Source organism: Arcobacter arenosus, from assembly GCF_005771535.1.
Classification (GTDB): Bacteria; Campylobacterota; Campylobacteria; order Campylobacterales; family Arcobacteraceae; genus Halarcobacter; species Halarcobacter arenosus.
Genome location: NZ_VANU01000006.1, coordinates 131285 through 149558, shown reverse-complemented (window position 1 = coordinate 149558; position 18274 = coordinate 131285). Strand labels below are relative to the sequence as shown.

The 18274-nt window shown below is 27.1% G+C and carries 19 protein-coding genes; 4 read left to right on the top strand and 15 right to left on the bottom strand.

The features are described 5' to 3' along the window. Window positions 1-65 precede the first annotated feature (65 nt). Both FDK22_RS13555 and FDK22_RS13550 read right to left on the bottom strand, forming a co-directional pair. A complete protein-coding gene (locus tag FDK22_RS13555) occupies window positions 66-776 on the bottom strand; it encodes a sulfite exporter TauE/SafE family protein (protein WP_138153515.1) in 711 nt (236 codons plus the stop codon). Beyond that, the gene (locus tag FDK22_RS13550) at window positions 776-1279 is read right to left on the bottom strand and encodes a hypothetical protein (protein ID WP_138153514.1); all 504 of its coding nucleotides are present in this window, start codon (window positions 1277-1279) and stop codon (window positions 776-778) included. The genes FDK22_RS13555 and FDK22_RS13550 overlap by 1 nt, the downstream gene beginning before the upstream one ends. 250 nt (window positions 1280-1529) lie before the next feature. Between FDK22_RS13550 and FDK22_RS13545 the strand changes: the two genes are divergently transcribed. Beyond that, window positions 1530-2156, top strand: coding sequence for an HAD family hydrolase (locus tag FDK22_RS13545; RefSeq protein ID WP_138153513.1), 627 nt, complete (start codon window positions 1530-1532; stop codon window positions 2154-2156). Window positions 2157-2183: 27 nt separating this feature from the next. Here the strand turns inward: FDK22_RS13545 and dgt are convergent, their stop codons facing one another. After that, complete coding sequence (gene dgt, locus FDK22_RS13540) at window positions 2184-3620, bottom strand: dGTPase (protein WP_138153512.1); 1437 nt, start codon at window positions 3618-3620, stop codon at window positions 2184-2186. 71 nt (window positions 3621-3691) lie between these two features. On the opposite strand from dgt, the gene FDK22_RS15770 reads away from it, so the two are divergent. Continuing rightward, window positions 3692-3862 (top strand): hypothetical protein, encoded by a 171-nt coding sequence (locus FDK22_RS15770; RefSeq protein WP_171013000.1) that lies wholly within the window; start codon window positions 3692-3694, stop codon window positions 3860-3862. Window positions 3863-3874: 12 nt separating this feature from the next. Here the strand turns inward: FDK22_RS15770 and FDK22_RS13535 are convergent, their stop codons facing one another. From FDK22_RS13535 to FDK22_RS13475, 12 genes are all read right to left on the bottom strand, one after another. Then, window positions 3875-4270, bottom strand: coding sequence for an EF-hand domain-containing protein (locus FDK22_RS13535; protein WP_228711725.1), 396 nt, complete (start codon window positions 4268-4270; stop codon window positions 3875-3877). Window positions 4271-4365: 95 nt separating this feature from the next. Further along, window positions 4366-5067 (bottom strand): energy transducer TonB, encoded by a 702-nt coding sequence (locus FDK22_RS13530; RefSeq protein WP_138153511.1) that lies wholly within the window; start codon window positions 5065-5067, stop codon window positions 4366-4368. Continuing rightward, window positions 5064-5447: an ExbD/TolR family protein gene (locus FDK22_RS13525; RefSeq protein WP_138153510.1), complete on the bottom strand. Its 384-nt coding sequence runs from the start codon at window positions 5445-5447 to the stop codon at window positions 5064-5066. Before FDK22_RS13525 ends, FDK22_RS13530 begins: the two co-directional genes overlap by 4 nt. Then, window positions 5428-5853 carry a TonB-system energizer ExbB gene (gene exbB, locus FDK22_RS13520; protein ID WP_138153509.1) on the bottom strand — a complete coding sequence of 142 codons (426 nt, stop codon included), beginning with the start codon at window positions 5851-5853 and terminating at the stop codon, window positions 5428-5430. Before exbB ends, FDK22_RS13525 begins: the two co-directional genes overlap by 20 nt. A gap of 54 nt (window positions 5854-5907) precedes the next feature. Then, a complete protein-coding gene (locus FDK22_RS13515) occupies window positions 5908-6711 on the bottom strand; it encodes an acyl-CoA dehydratase activase (RefSeq protein WP_138153508.1) in 804 nt (267 codons plus the stop codon). Then, on the bottom strand, window positions 6708-7985 hold the full coding sequence (locus FDK22_RS13510) for a 2-hydroxyacyl-CoA dehydratase subunit D (RefSeq protein ID WP_138153507.1): 1278 nt from the start codon (window positions 7983-7985) through the stop codon (window positions 6708-6710). The genes FDK22_RS13515 and FDK22_RS13510 overlap by 4 nt, the downstream gene beginning before the upstream one ends. Further along, window positions 7975-8961 (bottom strand): 4Fe-4S binding protein, encoded by a 987-nt coding sequence (locus FDK22_RS13505; RefSeq protein WP_138153506.1) that lies wholly within the window; start codon window positions 8959-8961, stop codon window positions 7975-7977. The genes FDK22_RS13510 and FDK22_RS13505 overlap by 11 nt, the downstream gene beginning before the upstream one ends. Next, the gene (locus tag FDK22_RS15850) at window positions 8951-11674 is read right to left on the bottom strand and encodes a nitrous oxide reductase accessory protein NosL (protein ID WP_228711724.1); all 2724 of its coding nucleotides are present in this window, start codon (window positions 11672-11674) and stop codon (window positions 8951-8953) included. Before FDK22_RS15850 ends, FDK22_RS13505 begins: the two co-directional genes overlap by 11 nt. A gap of 12 nt (window positions 11675-11686) precedes the next feature. Continuing rightward, window positions 11687-12340, bottom strand: a complete 654-nt coding sequence (locus tag FDK22_RS13490) for a sulfite exporter TauE/SafE family protein (protein WP_138153505.1) — start codon at window positions 12338-12340, stop codon at window positions 11687-11689. Between the two features lie 9 nt (window positions 12341-12349). Further along, window positions 12350-14440 (bottom strand): TonB-dependent receptor, encoded by a 2091-nt coding sequence (locus tag FDK22_RS13485; protein ID WP_138153504.1) that lies wholly within the window; start codon window positions 14438-14440, stop codon window positions 12350-12352. 209 nt (window positions 14441-14649) lie between these two features. Further along, window positions 14650-15501: a sensor histidine kinase gene (locus FDK22_RS13480; RefSeq protein WP_138153503.1), complete on the bottom strand. Its 852-nt coding sequence runs from the start codon at window positions 15499-15501 to the stop codon at window positions 14650-14652. Next, a complete protein-coding gene (locus FDK22_RS13475; RefSeq protein WP_138153502.1) occupies window positions 15491-16150 on the bottom strand; it encodes a response regulator transcription factor in 660 nt (219 codons plus the stop codon). Before FDK22_RS13475 ends, FDK22_RS13480 begins: the two co-directional genes overlap by 11 nt. Before the next feature lie 131 nt (window positions 16151-16281). On the opposite strand from FDK22_RS13475, the gene FDK22_RS13470 reads away from it, so the two are divergent. Beyond that, window positions 16282-18051 (top strand): Na/Pi cotransporter family protein, encoded by a 1770-nt coding sequence (locus tag FDK22_RS13470; RefSeq protein ID WP_138153501.1) that lies wholly within the window; start codon window positions 16282-16284, stop codon window positions 18049-18051. Beyond that, window positions 18041-18274, top strand: a complete 234-nt coding sequence (locus FDK22_RS13465) for a hypothetical protein (protein ID WP_138153500.1) — start codon at window positions 18041-18043, stop codon at window positions 18272-18274. Before FDK22_RS13470 ends, FDK22_RS13465 begins: the two co-directional genes overlap by 11 nt.

Here is an 18274-nt window from a genome sequence, read left to right as displayed (position 1 = left end):
TTACAAAAATTTTCGCGTATTATAGTAAAAAAGGTATAAATATATGAAATTAAAAATTTTTAAGGTTATATATGACAGCTTAAAATAGATTTATTTGGGTCAATAATATATTCATATCCTTGATACATAATATAAAATCCAAATAAGATTACAAGAACTGAAGCTATATTAATAAATAAACTTCGTAAAGCCATTTGTTTAAATACCCCTACAAAGAAACCTAAAGAAAACATCGCAGGAAGTGTACTAAGACCAAAAACCAGCATTACAAAAGCTCCCCAAAATGGGCTTCCTGTACTAGCAGCAGTGATTGCAAAAACATAAACAAAACCACAAGGTAATAAACCATTTAACATTCCAAGTAAATAAAAACTTGTTAAACTATTCGAACCTATTAAAGCCCTAAAGGTTTGTTGATATATAGCAGATTTAGAAACTGAGTGCTCTAATGAAGTTAAGAATTTTAGTTTTCCACTTAAAGATAAACCAACTAGTATCATTAACACACCTGTTGTTAAAAGTAAAATACCACTAGTCATATTATCAAAAGTTACAACTCCACCTACAAAACCAAAAATAAACCCAAGAATAATATAAGTTGTGATTCTACCAAATGAATATAATACATGAGAGATTGATTGTTTAGCTTTAGTCCATGAAGAATCAATTTTAGTACTTGAATAAGCGACTACAATTCCTCCACACATGCCAATACAATGACCAAAAGAACCTAAAAAAGCAATCGATATAATTGTTAGTATACTTACACTTTCCATTATTTTCCTAAAAGTTTGTTTCTAATTAAAGGGTTGGTTAAATTTTCACCTCTGTACATTTTGATTATCATTTCATCAAAACTAATCATACCCTCTTTTTTGTTTTTATAAGCTCCAAATCCATACCCCATTGTTGTATTCGAAGTTTTATCATACCAAGCTTTTTTACCATCTATATATTCATTTGTATCATTTGAGAAAACCCATATAATGGCATCTTTCTGAAACTCTATATTTTTATACCATAAAGCTAAACAACCAGGATCATCAAAAAACCAAGTTCTACCATCAGGAGCAATTGCTTGTGCTGAATGTTTGTTTGAAGTAATAGTCATACCACATTGAGTGTCTTGGAAATGATTTAAAGTAATATCTATTGGTTTATGTTCATGGTTTCCCTCATGAATAACAACCATTTGTTTTTGATTTGACATTGACAAAAAGATACCAACAATAATAAGTATTAATACAATAATAGTAAAAATAGGTAAAAGTTTCTTCATTCAAATTCCTGAAAAATAATTGAAATGATATATAAAGCATCTTGATAAATAGCTAAAATAAAAAAGCCCCATTTACTATGGGGCTTTGAAAACACAAAGATTTTTGAGAAAATTAAATATACTATAGGAGATTAATTTTCCGATATTTATACTATCTTTAAAATGTTAATTATTTGTTAATTCCTATACATCTAAGCACTACTTTTTAATAATAAAAAAATTATAATGTCATCTTTTAAAAAGGATTTTAATGGCATTACTTATTTTTGATATGGATGGTACGATTTTAGATAGTGGAACTGCAATTGTAAACACCATAAATCATGTTAGAGAAGCTTTAGGCTTTGAAAAGTTAGAAAAGCACTATGCTCTTGAAAAAGTAAATGACCCAAATATAAATGCCTCAAAATTTTTTTATGGAACTGATGATTTTACCCTTCAACAAAAAGAATTATTTGAAGAACATTATAATGCAAACTGTTTAAATGGTTTAGAGTTATACGATGGGATGGCAAAGCTTATTGATGATTTAAACCAAGAGTTTACTTTAACTGTTGCAACAAATGCAAATTCAGTTTTTGCAAAAAAAATGCTTGACCATCTTGAAGTTGGAAAATATTTTGAAACAATTTTAGGTTTTGATTCAGTAAAACAAGCAAAACCACATCCTGAAATGGTTTATAAAATCCTTGATACACACAATATACAAAAAGAAAAAGCTCAATTAATAGGCGATTCACACAAAGACATTATGGCTGCAAATAATGCAGGGATTGATTCAGTTTTAGTAAACTGGGGATTTTCAAATCATGAGGAAGATGCAATTTCAAGTATTGAAGAATTAGAAAAAAAGATTTTTGAAAAGTTTAAAGCCTAACTAAATCAAAAATCTTAAAATTAAATTTTAGATTAAAGCTTGTAAAGTTTTATACTCGTTTAAAGCAAAATCATCTGTCATACCAGAAATATAATCAAATATTAATCTAGCTCTGAAATACCACTCTTTAAGTTTATATTTTACAATATCATCTTTTGAAAGTTTTTCAACACTATCTTTATATGCAACTATATGTTTTGAAGACAATCTTCTAATTAATCTTTGAGAGATAAAACAAGATATTCTTTTTCCATGAACTAAATCTTCAAACTCTTGGGCTTCAAGTTCTAAAAGTGGTTTATAATTTTCACATAAAGTACTTAATATTTTCTGTCCCTTTAACTCTAAAGTTTGAATATCTTTATTATTGTAAATATGTTCTATTGAGATATTTTGTAATACTTTTACAGCCTTTGTATATTTACTATTTTTATCAAATTCTAAAAGTGCAGCATCAAATCTTCCATTAAAAATATCTTCATGATTATCAACAAAAACTTGTGACACATGTTCAACTAAAGCATGGGTTAACTTAGCCCGTGTAAGAGTTAAAAACAGATTAAATTGGTATGGTTCACTCTCATTTTCTTTTGCTTTTTGATAATACTCCTCTACTAACTCTAAAAGATAAGTTTCATCCATCTTTTCGCACTCTTGTTTTATAAGTGAATAAACCTTTTCAAAAGTTAAAATCTTTTTATCAACTGCATCTTCCATATCTGCATTTAAATAACTAATATCATCAGCTGCTTCCATTATATAAGTGATTGGAAATCTACATCCTTCTTGGATATCTAAAGAGTCTTTAATTTTTGAAACAATATCCCTTTCTGAATAATAATACCCTGGTTTTTTTCTCATGTAAGAGTATTTTTCATTTTTTAAAGGTTTAGGTTCAAAGGCGCCTCTTGTATATTTAAGCATAGAGATAATTTGAGAATATGAAAGGTTAAGTCTTTGTAGTTTTGTAATTATTCTAATCCCTTGAGCATTTCCATCAAAATTACAAAGGTCATTAATCAAAAGATTTTTTAACTCTGAATTTTTTTCATCAACCTCAATTAGATTATCAAATATCTTTATACCCTTATTTTTCATCCAAGAGTTCAATGCAACTTCTGCAAAATGACCAAATGGTGGGTTTCCTATATCATGAATCAAACTTGTCATTTCAGAAGTTGAAATAAAAGCATCCCTAACTTCATTTAAATAAAATTTTCCTTCACATTTTTTTAAAATAGTTTTTGCAATAAATCTTGCTGTTTGAGATACTTCTAAAGAGTGGGTTAGTCTACTTCTTACAGCTGCATTTAACTCTAAAGGAAATACTTGCGTTTTCTTTTGTAAACGTCTTAAAGATGGAGCGGAAAGAATTCTTCCCCTATCACTTTCAACTGAGATATCTAAATCTTTGATTGGATAGAACTCTCTATTAGTAGTTAGTTTTTTTCTATAGTCACACATTTTTATTCTTTTATAAATTTTTTTTGTTATTGTATTGAAAGTAAAATAAAATACAAAATTAAAGGCTTGAAATGTTTGATAAAATCAAAAATATTTTCAAAAAAGAAAAAACTTATGAATGTATAGTATTTGATGGCAAAAAAATGAGTTATCCTAATTTAACAAAAAAACAAATTGAAGAGATTGAAAATGACCCTAAATATGAAGCGTGGAGTGTAACATTAAAAAGGGAAGAGAATTAACTCTTCCTTTTTTTACCAGTTTCGTCCTTTTCCAGGTGCCATACCTTGTCCCATTCCTTTGCCCATGCCTTGACCATTCATCATATTATTTTTTTGATTTACTCTATTTTGAAATCTAGCTTGTTGATGAATTTGAAGTTCATTTTGTGAAATGATACCATCACCATTTGTATCAACATCAGAAAAAGAAGGTGAATTCTTAGCATTCATCATAAGTCTACCTTGTTCAGCTTTTTGAGTCATTCTTTTTTCTTTTACTGCATTAAATTCAGCAGGACTAATTTGACCATCTTTATTCGTATCATATGCTGAAAAAGCTACAGGACCAAAACTTGGTAACGTTTCAGCAAACATAAATGTTGCACCAAATACCAATAAACCACTTAGAATAATTTTTGAAGTTTTCATAACAATCTCCTTGTAATAGACATTCTAACTCCATCCTTTAATATAATTATATAATTGATTTTTTAACCTACTATTAATATAAACTTTTTAAAAACTTAAATTAATCTGTATTCAATAGGAACTCTTATAGTAATTGTTTTTTGAACCTTGGGGAAATTTGCTGAGGCACTATATATTGCTTCTATTGTGGACTTTTGTAATAGTTTATGTCCTTTGAGTGTTTTAACTTTTTTTATTTCACCAGATTTAGTTAAACAAAACTCTACTAAAACTTTACCTTCAATCTTAAGTTTTCTTGCTCTTTTTGAGTACATTATATTTTTTTGTATCTCTTTTTTTATCATATGTAAATGATTTGCTAAAAAATCTTCTTCATAGTTGATGTTTTTGTTGATATTTTTTTGTATAACTTTTTGAGGAATCTCTTTTTTAACTACCTTATCAATAATAGTTTCTTCAAATTTTTTTGTTTTTTGCTTTTTTATTGGCTCTTTTTTTACTATCTTATCAATCTTCTTTTTAACTACTTTTTTCTTTTCTACTTTTTTTATCACTTTCTTTTTAGGCTCTTTTTTTACTATTTTTTTAATTTCTGGCTCAAGGTTTTTTTCTACCTTTTCTTCAACTATTGGTTCAATAGGTTTAGGTTTTATAATTTGAACATAATTTAAAGAGACTTTTTTCTTTTCTTCTTTATTTTGAGACTGCAATTTATCAAAGGGGTTTGCAAATAAAAGTAAAGTTGCCAAACTTACATAAAGTAAAGTGGTTAAGAAAAAAGAGTTTAAATATCTCATTGTTGTTTTACCGTTACTATTGATATATTTTCAAATTCATTTGATTTTAAAGTGTCTAAAATAGATACAAATATTTCAAATTTTGCATCTTTGTCACTATTTATTAAAATTGGTCTATCTTTTTGTTCTTCTGAAATTCTATTTATTAATTCTTCAACTATCAACTCTTCTTTGTCAAGATAAATTTGTCCAGTATTCTTTATATAAATACTTAACTCTTTTTTGATTTTTTGATTATCAGCTGAACTAGCCTTTGGAAGAGATACAGGGATTACACCTTTTGCAATAAAAGTTGATGTCATTAAAACTATTGCTAAAAGTACCAAAAGAACATCAATAAACGGTATTACATTTATTGAATCATATTTCTTGATTTTCATATCTGCTTTCCAAAACTTCTGCGTATCGACTTAAAATATTATAAAAAACCATTGATATAATTGCCACAACTAAACCAACAGCTGTTGCTTTTAAGGCAAGTGCTAAGGAACTCATTATTTTAGTTGCAACAATATCACCTTCACTCATAGTCATAAATGTAAGCATGATAGCTAATACAGTACCAAGAAGTCCTATATAAGGTGAGTTAGAAGCAATAGTCCCTATAAAAGTTAGATTTTTTGTAAGGGCAACATCAAGCTGCTTTTTATTTTTATATTTATTAACATCAAGTTTTCTATAGAAAAAAAGTCTTTCAATAAAAAACATTACGGCTATAAAACTCATAAAAAGTAGCAATGCAATAACTCCATAATCAACAGAATGTTTTAAAAACTCAATATTCATTTTTTCTTCTCCTAAAAACCAACTTAATTTTATATAAGATGTGTTAATTTTAAGTTAATTTTGATCATATAAAAATGAATCTACACCCATAATAGCTGCACCATAAGAAGTAGTTACTTGTGGAAACTTTGGAATAAATACTCTTTTTCCTAATTCATTTTCAATAGCATTTACCAAACCTTCATTTAGTGCAGGACCTCCATCAAAATAGATACCTTCTTTTACCCCAACTCTTTTTACAAGTTTTACAATTCTTTTTGCAATAGAATAATGAACTCCACAAACAATATCTTCAACACTATGATTATTTCCAAGGAGTCCAATAATTTCACTCTCTGCAAATACTGCACAAGTACTACTTACACCTAAAGGTGTTCCTTTAGCCTTAAAATGTTTCTCACCTAATTCATCAACACCCATTTCAAGTTTTAAGGCAACTACATCAAGAAATTTTCCAGTCCCAGCTGCACATCTATCATTCATTGCAAAATTAGTTACATTTCCATCATTATCTAAAGAGATTGCTTTACTATCTTGACCTCCAATGTTTATGATGGTTTTAATCTCTCCAAACTCTTTAGCACTTGCTCTTGCTCCAATTGCATTTGCTGTAATCTCACTAATATTTTCATCAGCTTCTTTATAAAGTTTTCTTCCATATCCCGTTGATACAGTATAAACAACATCCTTTGGTGATATTTCAAGTTCTTTTAAAAGTAAATCTAAAGTTTCTTGGGCATATTTATAAAACATACTTCCACTAGCACTAGTTTTTGAACCAATTAAATTTTTCTTTTCATCAATAATAGAAATTTTTATTGATGTTGAACCTATATCTATACCTACAAAATATTTCACTTTTTTATCCTCTTTCTTGTTTTTAATGACTCTATAAATGCTTCAACTCTAGTAGTTAATTGTCCACCTTGCGATGGACTATAATCACTTTCAATATATAAAATAGGAATTCCCTCTTTTTCCATTGCTTCTAAAACACTTCTTTGTTCTGCTTCATAAACTGTACAACCTGCAAATGATTGATAAACAACTCCATCGGCACTATAAGTTTTTACTAAATCAATTATTCTTCTAATTCGGTCATCATTTTTAGTAAAGATGGGACAAGTACAAGCTTTTAAATATTTATCTGCCATTGAATCTAACATATCATTTACAAACCACTCATCAACTGCAACTCTATCATTGAACATTCTATTTGAACTACAGGTTTCATCTGCAACAATAATTCCATCTGATTCTTCAATTACTATAGGAACTTTATAATTTGGGAAAATTGGAGGTGAACCTGTATAAACTATTCTAGGACTAATTTTTCCATTTACAAACAGGTTTTCATCCTCCCTTTGTTTGCACTCTTTTAAAAGATTTTCACAAGCATCTATCCATGAATCAATTTTGTCAAAAAAAAATGCATTTGTCACAAAAAACATATCATTTCCACTAATTACAATATTTTTCTTTTTTCTATATTCACATAGTTTATGATAGAGTGATTGTGCATAGCCAATCTTTGCAATACTTTGTTTTAAACTCTTTTTATTTAGTTTATTTCCAGTTTTTTTTGATAAATCTATTGCAAACTCTCTAATACTTCTTCTAAAATACTCCCTACTAATCTCACTATCTTTAACTCTTGGAAAATCAACATCAACAACTTCGTATCCAAAGCTTTCTATTGTAACTCCCGCTTTTGTTTTTTGATCACAAGTTGTTGGAGAGTAAATTAAATGAGGTTTATCAGAAAAGTTTCCTGAAGCAAAATGTCCTACTGTTGAACGAACTAAAGGACACGATTTTTGGGGCATATAATCACTACCAATCTCATCATCACTATAAAACCCATTACAAAGTCTAATTGGAACGGCATCTAAAGCGTATATAATCTCACTTGGTATTTGTATACACATCGTTCCAACTTTTAATTTTCCATCATGCAAAGATTTTTGATTACAAAATACATCTTCAAAAAGCTTATAAAAGTAATTCATACTCTCAATTGGATTTTTAAAATCATCTTTTAAAGTATTTATAATTCTAATAGCTTCCATAGCTTTATGACGATTTTGTTTTTGAAGTGGTGATTCTATATCATGTTTAAATTTACTTGTCATTGTTTGCCTTTAAATATTCTATTCCCATTCTTTTTTCAAAGCCCTCTTTTGTGGAAGTGAAAGCTTTTATCTTAAAAATATCAAAATGTAGTACATCATCCTCAGGACACGCAGCTATACATTTTAAACATAAAATACAATCATCCCTCAAAATATTTGTATCAGTTACATTATCAGCTATATCTTTTATTTGCATATCACAAACAGCATAACAATCCCCACATCTTGTACACTTACTTCCATCTTTTTTAAACTGAACTATTGAGATTTTTGAAAAAATATAGTGTAATGCACTCATAGGGCAAAAAAAGCAAAAGAATCTTTTTTTAATAAAACTACCAATAAAGAAAAGTCCTGCAAAAACAACCCCAAGGGTTGTTAGTAAAATTGCTGTTTTACTTGAAAAATCAATTGCCCATTGTGAAAAATCACCACTAAACATTGGTGTAATTATTCTTGCTGGACAAATTTTACAAAAAGCTGCTGACCACTCTGAACCTAAAAGACCAACTCCCATTAGTAAAGGAAAAACCAAAACTATAAATAAAAAGATATATTTTATTTTTGAGAGTTTTTCAAATTGATGTTGTGTATAAGTTGAATATCTTATACCAATAGATTTTCTAAGTTTAGTCATCCAATCTTGTAAAGTCCCAAAAGGACAAACATATCCACACCAAGCTTTATTTAAAAATACAAACCAAAATAAAAAGACTAAAATTCCAGTTATTACAGCTATTGAAGCCCCACCCAATAAAACTTGTGTAGGCATTGAAAGTTGATGCTGTAAAGGAATCAAATAACATGCGCCTGATGTTGTGTCATTATATGGACAAGCAAATATTGGAAGTCTTGAGCCAAGATCTATTGCAAAATAGCCACCATAAATAAAAAGAATAAAAGTTAAAATTTGAATAATATTTCTAAATCTAATCAGATTTACATTATTTACTGTTCTTTTTAATCTACTTAACATATCTAGTCTCTGCAAAGGCTTTTGTTCTATTTTTTCTAAATCTATAAACTATAAAACCACCTATTAGTGAAGTTATTAAAAGAATTATCAGACCATATGAGTATGACTCATAGTCGCTTTTATTTGGATAATAAAAAGCAGGATAAGTTAAAATATACTTTTCATTTTCAACTTCATACTCTAAAGTTAACATTAACTCCTGTTTATATCTTTTGTCAAAATCTTCCCAATTTGGGAAATAGTCTCTAATAAGTGTAATATTTACTAAACCATTGTCATCAGTTTTAAATCTTTTTACCCATCCACTTTGAAGTTTTATTTTTAGTGGTGCATCTTTTAGTGGTTTTCCATTAAATAAAGCTTTGAAACTTAGAGTATCTCCCATACTAAGTCTATAAAAAAAGCTATCTTCATCTTCACTTTTAATTCTAATTAAATCTATTTTTGATACATTTTGATTTAACTCTTTTTTTATATCTTTAGTATAAATATCATCACTTCCATGTTTGCCTTGAAGATGCTCTAGCTTTGCAACTTTATAATATGATTTCTCATCTACTTTTGTTTGCTCAATTGCAAAGATATTATAATATCCATTGCTAGGAGTTTCAAATTTATAAACTTTTTTACCCCTCGAATTCTCTTCAATAATATCTTTTTGATTTTGATTTTTATCAAAGACATAAAAACTAATATTTTTTGTAGGATAAATTGATTTTTTACCTCTGTTTTCATAGGCTAAATAAAGTTTTTTTGTTGGAATAACTTTTTTTGATGATGGTTTACCTCCACCACCATGCATATGTCCACCATAAGATTTTTTCTTTGCAGTTGGATCTGTTAAAGACAAGTAAAACTCTTGTTTTGGATTTATAGAAGCTTTTTTACCCCATGATTTTTTTGGTTTAAAATCTTCCATTGCTTTTTCCATTGCTTTTTGGAAATCAACAACTTCTCCTCCATATTTTTTACTAAAAACAAATGCATCTTTTTTATTTGCAAAGGCATATTTACTAACCATTGACATAGTACCTTTTTGTCTACTTCCAACTACATAAAAAGCACTTTTTGCATCAATAAACTTTAAAGTAGTTACATCAACTACTTTTATATTTTCAAGGGAAAGTTTTTTTATTTTTAAATCTTCAGTTAAACAATGAATAGAACAGTATTGTCTAGGTTTTCCATCTAAAGTTGTACTATGGTTTGTTTTATAAAACATTGGTAAGTTCATACCACAAACAACACCACTTGTTTTATCTTTTCCCTCTTGGATTAAAGTTGCATCTTTAAAGGAAACAGTTTGAAACATTTTTCCAGAAGCATTTCCACCATGAGAATGTCCACCTCTAGCTTTTGCTCCATATTTAGAGAAAATATAACCAGTGTAAATATTAAGACCTATATAAAATAGTATGGCAAAGGAAGCAAAGAAAAACCCAAATAGTTTTCTTACTTTTGTACTATCAATAAGTTTTATTCTTTTGTAAAGGATAATAAAAGCCCAAATTACACCAATCCATTTAAATAGTTTAAAGTAATGTAACCAAGCATCACCTCTTTTAGCTAAGGGTACAACATCAACACTCATTCCAAAAGCTTGTGCAAAACCTTCAACTATTTTTACATAATCTTTTATAAAGAACATCTCTAAAGTATGCCCTAGTGAAGCAAAAATAAAAAGTGGAATAAATGCAATTCCTAATGTTGTAAATATTTGATTGAACTCTTTTTTTAATACTTTAGAAGCTAAAAAAAGTCCTAAAAATGAGAAGAAAACTGTAAATATAACAGCATAAAGGAAAGCAAAACCACCAGCATATTGTGTTAAATCAAAAAAAGCTGCTGTTTTATTCCAAATAAACTCTTCAGCTATATTGCTTCTATTTAAACCATGGGCAAAGCCCATTGATACAGGTATTGAAGCCAAGATTAAAATATATGTCCATATTTCTGCATTCAGAATTTTTAATTTTTTATTTAATTGTTCAGCAGGTTTTGTGAATTTAAAACTTACTGCTTCACAAGAAGTGGCACAATCCATACATAAAGTACAATCATCTGTTTGATTCTTTTTTGCAAAAGTAAAAGGTTTTAAATTATACTCACAAGCATTTGCACACTCAAAAGTTTTACAATCTTTACAATGCTGTGTATAAGTTTCTAATTTAGTAAAAGATAGTTTATCATATGCCCTTGTAAGAGTTCCTATAGGACAAATATATTTGCAATAACTCATATCTTTATAAATATAATATATAATAAAAGAAAGTAGTGTTAGTACTGAAAACATTAGTGCAGTATTAAATGCAGACTTCCAAAAACCATCAAAGGTATAATAAACACCCCACCAACCAATAACTAAAATCAAAATACCAATATATCTATTTTGCATCCATTTTGGCATTGTTTTTTTCAAACCAAACTTTGTGATATATTTTCCTAAAAATCCATGGGGACAAATACCACAAAAAATTCTCCCAAAAGTAGATAAAGTTACAACCATAAATAAAGCCCAAAATATTCCCCAGAAAACTGCTCCTGTAAAAATATTATCACGACCAGGATTTACAAATCCATAATAAATTGCATAAAAAAATAAAGCTGTAACTGCTATTCTTAAAGCTAATAAAAACTTTTTGTTTTTAAATAAAAAGCCTAAAATAGAGTTTTTAAAGATATCGTTGTTATCTCTTTTAACAAAATCAATCATTAAATTTTTTCCTTATAAATTAACTTTTCCAAGTAAAATCAAACAACCCACTAAAAATAAAAAAGCAATAGAGCTTAACTCTATGATTTTTGAATATTTTTTAAAGGCTTCAATTAAACCACTAACAATATTTGATACTAAAAGTGTGTAAAATACATAGGGTGTAATTACTGCACCAAATCCAAAGAAAAGACCATAAAGAAAGCCTTCACTTAAAGTTGTAGTATTAGCAGAAAATGAAATTAGTGTTAAAACTGGAACACATGGATTTAGTGAAATCAAAAGACCCATTGTAAAAATTGCAAATGACCCTTTTGTTTTAACTTTTACATTTGATGAACCACATGAACTATTTTTATTAAAAATTTTGTAAAAAAGATAAAGACTCATAGATATTGTAAAAAGACCTAAAAGTATTTGAAATGTTTGCGTATCTTTGATAATATTTTTTGTAAAAATAGCACTATATGAAGCAATCATAGAGATGAAAATATAACTTGTAACTCTACCTAAAGAAAAAGGGATAACCACTTTATTAGCACTTGCGATAGAACCAGAATTTGTAACTAAAAGTGGTGTTAAAAATGGCATACATGAAAACATGCATGCCGTTGATCCATAGGATATTCCAAGAATAAAAAGAGAAAATAAAGTTATAATTTCCATCAATATTTACTAAAATTTATATCTTAAACCTGCATAGAATGCTCTTGGATGAGCTACTCTAATTGTTGCATCAGTCATATCACTTCCATAAGATACATTTACAAATTGATAGTAGTTTTTATCTAATAAATTTGTAATCTTTCCAAAAACTTCTAAAGAATCTGTAATCTTATAATTACCTCTTAAATTTATAACTGCATAACCTGGTTGTTTATATAAGTTTGCTTCATCTGCGTAATAACTACTTTTAGCCACTACTTCTGGAGATAAAACAAATTTTTGATTAACATTCCAATCAAGACCAAAATTTAATGTATGTCTTGATGTTCTAGGAACATAATTTCCATCTAGTTCAATTTCAGGATTACCATCATTTGGATTAACAGAATAATCTATTAATTTAGCATCTAAAAAGGTATATGCTAAATTGTAAGAAAAGCTATCATTGATTTTACTATTTATTGCAAGTTCAATTCCTCTACTTCTCATGTCACCTACATTATCAACGGCTAAATATTCATCATCATCTGTAGACCAAATATAACTACCTGCTTTTTTACCAATATAATCAATTCTATCTAACTGATAAGCTGATAAATCATAGTTGATATTTTTAAATGTTCCTTTTATTCCAACTTCAAAATTTTGTGTTTTTTCTGGATCTAATTCAGTTGGAATATCTAAAGCAGGATTTGATTGTAAAAGACTTAAATTTCCACTAATCTGACCTGCAGTTGGAGCTCTAAAACCTGTTGAGTAACTAGTATATAAATAGTTGTTTTCATCTAACTCATAATTTAAACCCAATTTAAATGAGCTATTATTATAGCTTGGATCAACATTTAATGAACTATCCATGTTATTTTTATAATCATATGAGATATAATCATATCTATAGTTTCCTACTATATTTAATTTAGGTGTGATTTTATATTGCAATTCCAAATATATTGCAGAAATATTTTCATCTGTATTATTATCAGATAATAGTGTTCCAGCTGTTGTAATACCAGTCCATGGTGAACCATATGTTACCCTTTGAACTGATTCATTGTCTTGTGAATTTTTTTCTAAATTTACACCAATCATAGCGGCTATATTTCCAAAAGATTTTCTATATTCTGATTTAAATGTATTTTGAATCCATTTTTCATCATTATTTTTTAAATGGAAAGTATCCGTACTATCTCTAGATGATCTACTTGTTGTATCATCTTGATATCTAGAAATAACTGCCATAAAATTTGAAGTATCATCAATATCATTTGAGTAAGTTAAAAATGTTTTTATTAAAGAGGTATCATAAAACCCTGCATAAGAGACTTCATTGACACTTTTAGGATCGTTTATAACTGCATCAATTCCATGAACACTAGTTCCATCACCAGATTTTCTTTTTGTGTAATCAAGCCCAAATGTTAAATCACTATTATCATTTAAGTAATATTGATATTTACCATTAATTGATTTATGATTTAAATATGCATCATGCCAATAACCATCTGTATCTCTATAAGAAGCTTGTAATTGTAATGAACTGTTATCAAAACTTTGATTTGTACCAAGTAAAGCTCTTTTAAATCCAAAACTACCAACTTCAGTTTCAAATTTTGAAGTACTAATACCTTTTGGTCTTTTTGTTGTAATTACTAAAGCACCACCAATTGCATCATTTCCATACAAATATGAAGCACTTCCCTTTATAACTTTAATTGATTCAATATTGTCTAAATCTAGATTAATTTTTCCAGTAGTTTCTTGAACTGGTACACCATCAATAACTATAGCCACACCAGGTCTTTCACCCATGTACATTTGATTATCAATACCTCTAATGTGGATTTTCACTCTATCATTTCCAACATTTGAAGCTGTGATTCCAGGAATAGTATTTAAAATATCTTCTACATTTGTAGGGTCCATTTTTTCTATTTCTTCATTATCTATAATAAAAGTGTTTGAAGTACTATTTAATTTTTCTTCATATTTATCATCAATAGTTGATGAAACAACATTTATTGATTCTAATTCAACTGCATTCAAACTATTAACCAATATTAAGGATGTTACTAAACTTATAGATTTTTTTATTTTAGGCATTTCTTCTCCATACTTTAATTACCACTTTAAAATATGAAAGAATATTTCAGTATAATAGAAGTGGTGTTAATTCACTATCTTCCATCTATCTAGGTCGCCAAACTTTGTTTAGATGGGAGATTTAATGTTGTAATATTAATTACAATTTGTTAATTAAGTGTTAATATTTTGAGAAGTCTTAGATTTTTTTTAAATATTTGAGTTAATTATTAGTTTATGATATTTTTAAAATTTAAAATAAATTTATTTCCCTTGGCAGATGGTTCAATTTTTATGGCAATTTTATTTTTATCACAAAACTCTTTTACCATAGAAAGTCCTAGTCCAAAACCATTCTTTGAAGAGTCTTCTTGAAAAAACTTATCAAAGATAATAAATAAGTTTTTTGTATCAATCTCTTTTCCAGTATTATAAATAGATAAAATATTATTGTTATATGTGATTTTTATTAAACCATTTTCTTCTAAATTATATTTTAAAGCATTCGAAATAAGATTATCAAGCATTTTAGAAAAACCATTTAAATCAGTTTTCAATTGACAATCTTCAATATTTACTTCTATTTTTATATCTTTTTTTAAATCTTCAAATTTATCTAAACTATTAAAAGTAACATCTTTTAAATTAAATACAGAAACATCAACTTTATCAATCTCTTTTTTTATCTGATATTCCATATCCTCATAAAGTCTTAATAATTCATTTGAGGCTTTTTTTATTCGACTTAGTCTTTTTAATGCCTTTTCATCTGTAATCTTTTTTTCTAACATTTGAGTATTTAAATTAATTGTAGAAACAGGAATATTTAATTCATGTAAGGTCTCTTTTACAGTTTTTTGTAGATTTTCATCACTTTTGAAAAGTGGTTCAAAGATAGATTTACTTAATAAAAGATATAAACCTAAACCAAAAAATAAAACTGTTAAAGTAATAAACATAAATGTTTCTTGATTAAAACCAATAAATGAATTTAAATAAAAATTTAAAAGTAATGATAATAATAAAACAAATAAAACAATTATTGAATTAGTGATTAAAAAGTTTCTTTTTTTATAATTCAATTTTATACCCAATACCTTTTATATTTTTGATTGAATCTTTTCCAAGAAGTTTTTTAAGGTTATTAATATAAACTCTAATTGAACCTTCACTATAACCTTCAGAACAGCCCCAAAGCCTATCAATAATCATCTCTTTAGTTATAATCTTTTCTTTTTTTTCTAAAAATAGTTCAAGTAAATCAATAACCTTAGCTGCAAGATTTATATCTGTACCATTTGACAAAACCCTTCTATTCATCGGGTCAAAAGTTAAATATTCTGTTAATTTAATATCTTCAAAGGATTTTCCACTTCTTTTTAATAAAGATTGAATTCTAAGTAGAAGTTCATCAAGATCAATAGGTTTTTTTAAATAATCATCACAACCAGTTAAAAATCCTTGGGTTAATTTTTCTTTATCTTTATATGAAGTTAGATAAATAGCAGGGGTATTATCTCCAGAGTTTCTTAACTCTTTTAAGAGACTAATTCCATCAATAAGGGGAACATTAATATCAAAAAGGTATAAATCAAAATTATTCTCATATGTAATACTTAAAACCTCTTCACCATTTGATGCAGTTTTTATTTCAAAACCTTCATCTTCTAGGAAATCTTCAAGTGTTTCAAGGAATAATTCATCATCTTCTAAAACAAGTATTTTATGCAAGGAAGCTCCAAAAAATATTTATTTTATTATATTGTTACTAAGTTAAAATATTATTAATTTATGATTTAAGTTAATTTTTTACTTTATTTATTTATCATTATTTCTTAAAGTAATAAAATATAGGCAAAGAGATGATAAAAAGAATTTTTATATTATGTGTATTAATAATCACTGCATTTTATGTTATATCCGAAGATAATATAAAAACAATTTTAGCAGGTATTGCAATTTTCCTAATTGGGATGCACTTTATGGAGGATGGTTTTAAACTTTTTTCAGGGGGAACCCTAGAAAATGTTTTAAAAAAATTCACTTCAAGTTCATTTAAATCTGTATTAACAGGTTTTATTACAACATCAATTGTACAAAGCTCTTCTTTGATATCTGTAATTGTAATATCTTTTTTGTCTGTTGAATTAATTTCCCTTACAAAAGCAATTGCAATAGTTTTTGGTGCAAATTTAGGAAGTACAACAACTGCATGGATTGTTTCAGCATTTGGATTAAAGTTGAAAATTTCACTATATGCTATGCCAATGATTATATTTGGTGTAATTTTTAGATTTTCTAAATCCTCTACATATGTTGGATTAGGAAATATTTTATTAGGTTTAGGTTTTATTTTTTTAGGAATCTCTTACATGAAAGAGGGATTTGACACATTAAGTGCTTCTATTGATTTGGCAAAATATTCTGTTGGTGGATATTTAGGAATTTTTATTTATATTTTAATTGGAGCTGTTTCAACTGTAATTATTCAATCTAGTAGTGCAACAATGGCAATTATAATTACAGCACTTGCAGGGGGAAATATCCTCTATATCGATGCCCTTGCCCTTGCAATAGGTGCAAATATAGGTACAACAGTTACAGCTATTCTTGGCTCATTAACCTCTAATCAAAATGGTAAACGTCTTGCATTTGGGCATTTTATATTTAATATTTCAACAGGATTAATTGCAGTTGCATTAATATATATTTTAAAAGATTTAGTAGACTTTTTATCCCTTTATATAGGGATAGAAGAAAAAAATTATTCTATGAAACTTGCATTATTTCATACAATATTCAACCTTTTAGGGATAATAGTTCTTTACCCATTTATACAAATAATTGTAAATCTTTCGAAAAAATTTATTAGTGATGAAAAATATAAAAAACCTTCAAAACCAATCTATCTTGATAAAGCTAATATTAAAATACCATATAATGCAATGGTTTCAATTCAAAAAGAGCTACATCATCTATATGATAATGCTCAAAAAGCTATACTTCATGCAATATCTATCCATTCAACTGAATTAAAAACAAAAGAAGACCTTGATAGAATTATAAACGCAGAAGTTAAAAAAATTGATACTGATTTAGATTCATTTTACCAAAATAATTTAAAGCTTCTTTATAGTGAGATTATTGAATTTGCATTACTTTCTCAACAAAATATGAATAAAGAACAAAATGAGTATGTAGCCCAATTGAAACTTGCTTCAAATATAATTGTAAAAATTTTAAAAGATACAAGAGATATACAAAAAAATATGAATTTTTATTTAAATAGTAAAAATGAGTACATAAAAAAAGAATATCTTGAAATAAAAAGGGAATTAGCTAGTACAATCCTTTTAGTTAATACAGTAAAAGATCCAACAATAAATGAATTGGATACATCTATTATGATTCAAGAGCAAAAAGATATAACTGAAACTTTTAATACATCAATAAACAATCATATAGATGAACTAATTAGAAATGAAAAAATTACATCAAAAATGGCAACTTCGTTGATAAATGATTCAACAACAACTTATAATATTTGTACAAACCTACTAAGAATTGCAAATATTATATTTATTAGAGATGAAAGTTTAAGAAAGTTAGGGGAGATAGAAAATGAAAATTAAAGAGTTATTTGAAAACTTTGAAAATGTTTTTTCTTGGAATAAAAGTGAAATAAAAGAGAATAAAACTGAAATTGATGACTTAATGAAAAATCTTACACAAAAAAGAAAAAAACTAGAGAAAAAGATTAAAAAAGAAGAAAATCTAGAAGAAAAAGTTGACTTAAATAAAAAATTAAAAGCAATAAAAAAATTAATAAAAAAAGCAAAAAAGAGTTTATACTAA

Excerpts from the sequence above, each read along its gene's own strand:
- FDK22_RS13555 (WP_138153515.1), bottom strand. The coding sequence starts at position 776 with ATGGAAAGTGTAAGTATACTAACAATTATATCGATTGCTTTTTTAGGT.
- FDK22_RS13550 (WP_138153514.1), bottom strand. The coding sequence starts at position 1,279 with ATGAAGAAACTTTTACCTATTTTTACTATTATTGTATTAATACTTATT.
- FDK22_RS13545 (WP_138153513.1), top strand. The coding sequence starts at position 1,530 with ATGGCATTACTTATTTTTGATATGGATGGTACGATTTTAGATAGTGGA.
- dgt (WP_138153512.1), bottom strand. The coding sequence starts at position 3,620 with ATGTGTGACTATAGAAAAAAACTAACTACTAATAGAGAGTTCTATCCA.
- FDK22_RS15770 (WP_171013000.1), top strand. The coding sequence starts at position 3,692 with ATGTTTGATAAAATCAAAAATATTTTCAAAAAAGAAAAAACTTATGAA.
- FDK22_RS13535 (WP_228711725.1), bottom strand. The coding sequence starts at position 4,270 with ATGAAAACTTCAAAAATTATTCTAAGTGGTTTATTGGTATTTGGTGCA.
- FDK22_RS13530 (WP_138153511.1), bottom strand. The coding sequence starts at position 5,067 with ATGAGATATTTAAACTCTTTTTTCTTAACCACTTTACTTTATGTAAGT.
- FDK22_RS13525 (WP_138153510.1), bottom strand. The coding sequence starts at position 5,447 with ATGAAAATCAAGAAATATGATTCAATAAATGTAATACCGTTTATTGAT.
- exbB (WP_138153509.1), bottom strand. The coding sequence starts at position 5,853 with ATGAATATTGAGTTTTTAAAACATTCTGTTGATTATGGAGTTATTGCA.
- FDK22_RS13510 (WP_138153507.1), bottom strand. The coding sequence starts at position 7,985 with ATGACAAGTAAATTTAAACATGATATAGAATCACCACTTCAAAAACAA.
- FDK22_RS13505 (WP_138153506.1), bottom strand. The coding sequence starts at position 8,961 with ATGTTAAGTAGATTAAAAAGAACAGTAAATAATGTAAATCTGATTAGA.
- FDK22_RS15850 (WP_228711724.1), bottom strand. The coding sequence starts at position 11,674 with ATGATTGATTTTGTTAAAAGAGATAACAACGATATCTTTAAAAACTCT.
- FDK22_RS13490 (WP_138153505.1), bottom strand. The coding sequence starts at position 12,340 with ATGGAAATTATAACTTTATTTTCTCTTTTTATTCTTGGAATATCCTAT.
- FDK22_RS13485 (WP_138153504.1), bottom strand. The coding sequence starts at position 14,440 with ATGCCTAAAATAAAAAAATCTATAAGTTTAGTAACATCCTTAATATTG.
- FDK22_RS13470 (WP_138153501.1), top strand. The coding sequence starts at position 16,282 with ATGATAAAAAGAATTTTTATATTATGTGTATTAATAATCACTGCATTT.
- FDK22_RS13465 (WP_138153500.1), top strand. The coding sequence starts at position 18,041 with ATGAAAATTAAAGAGTTATTTGAAAACTTTGAAAATGTTTTTTCTTGG.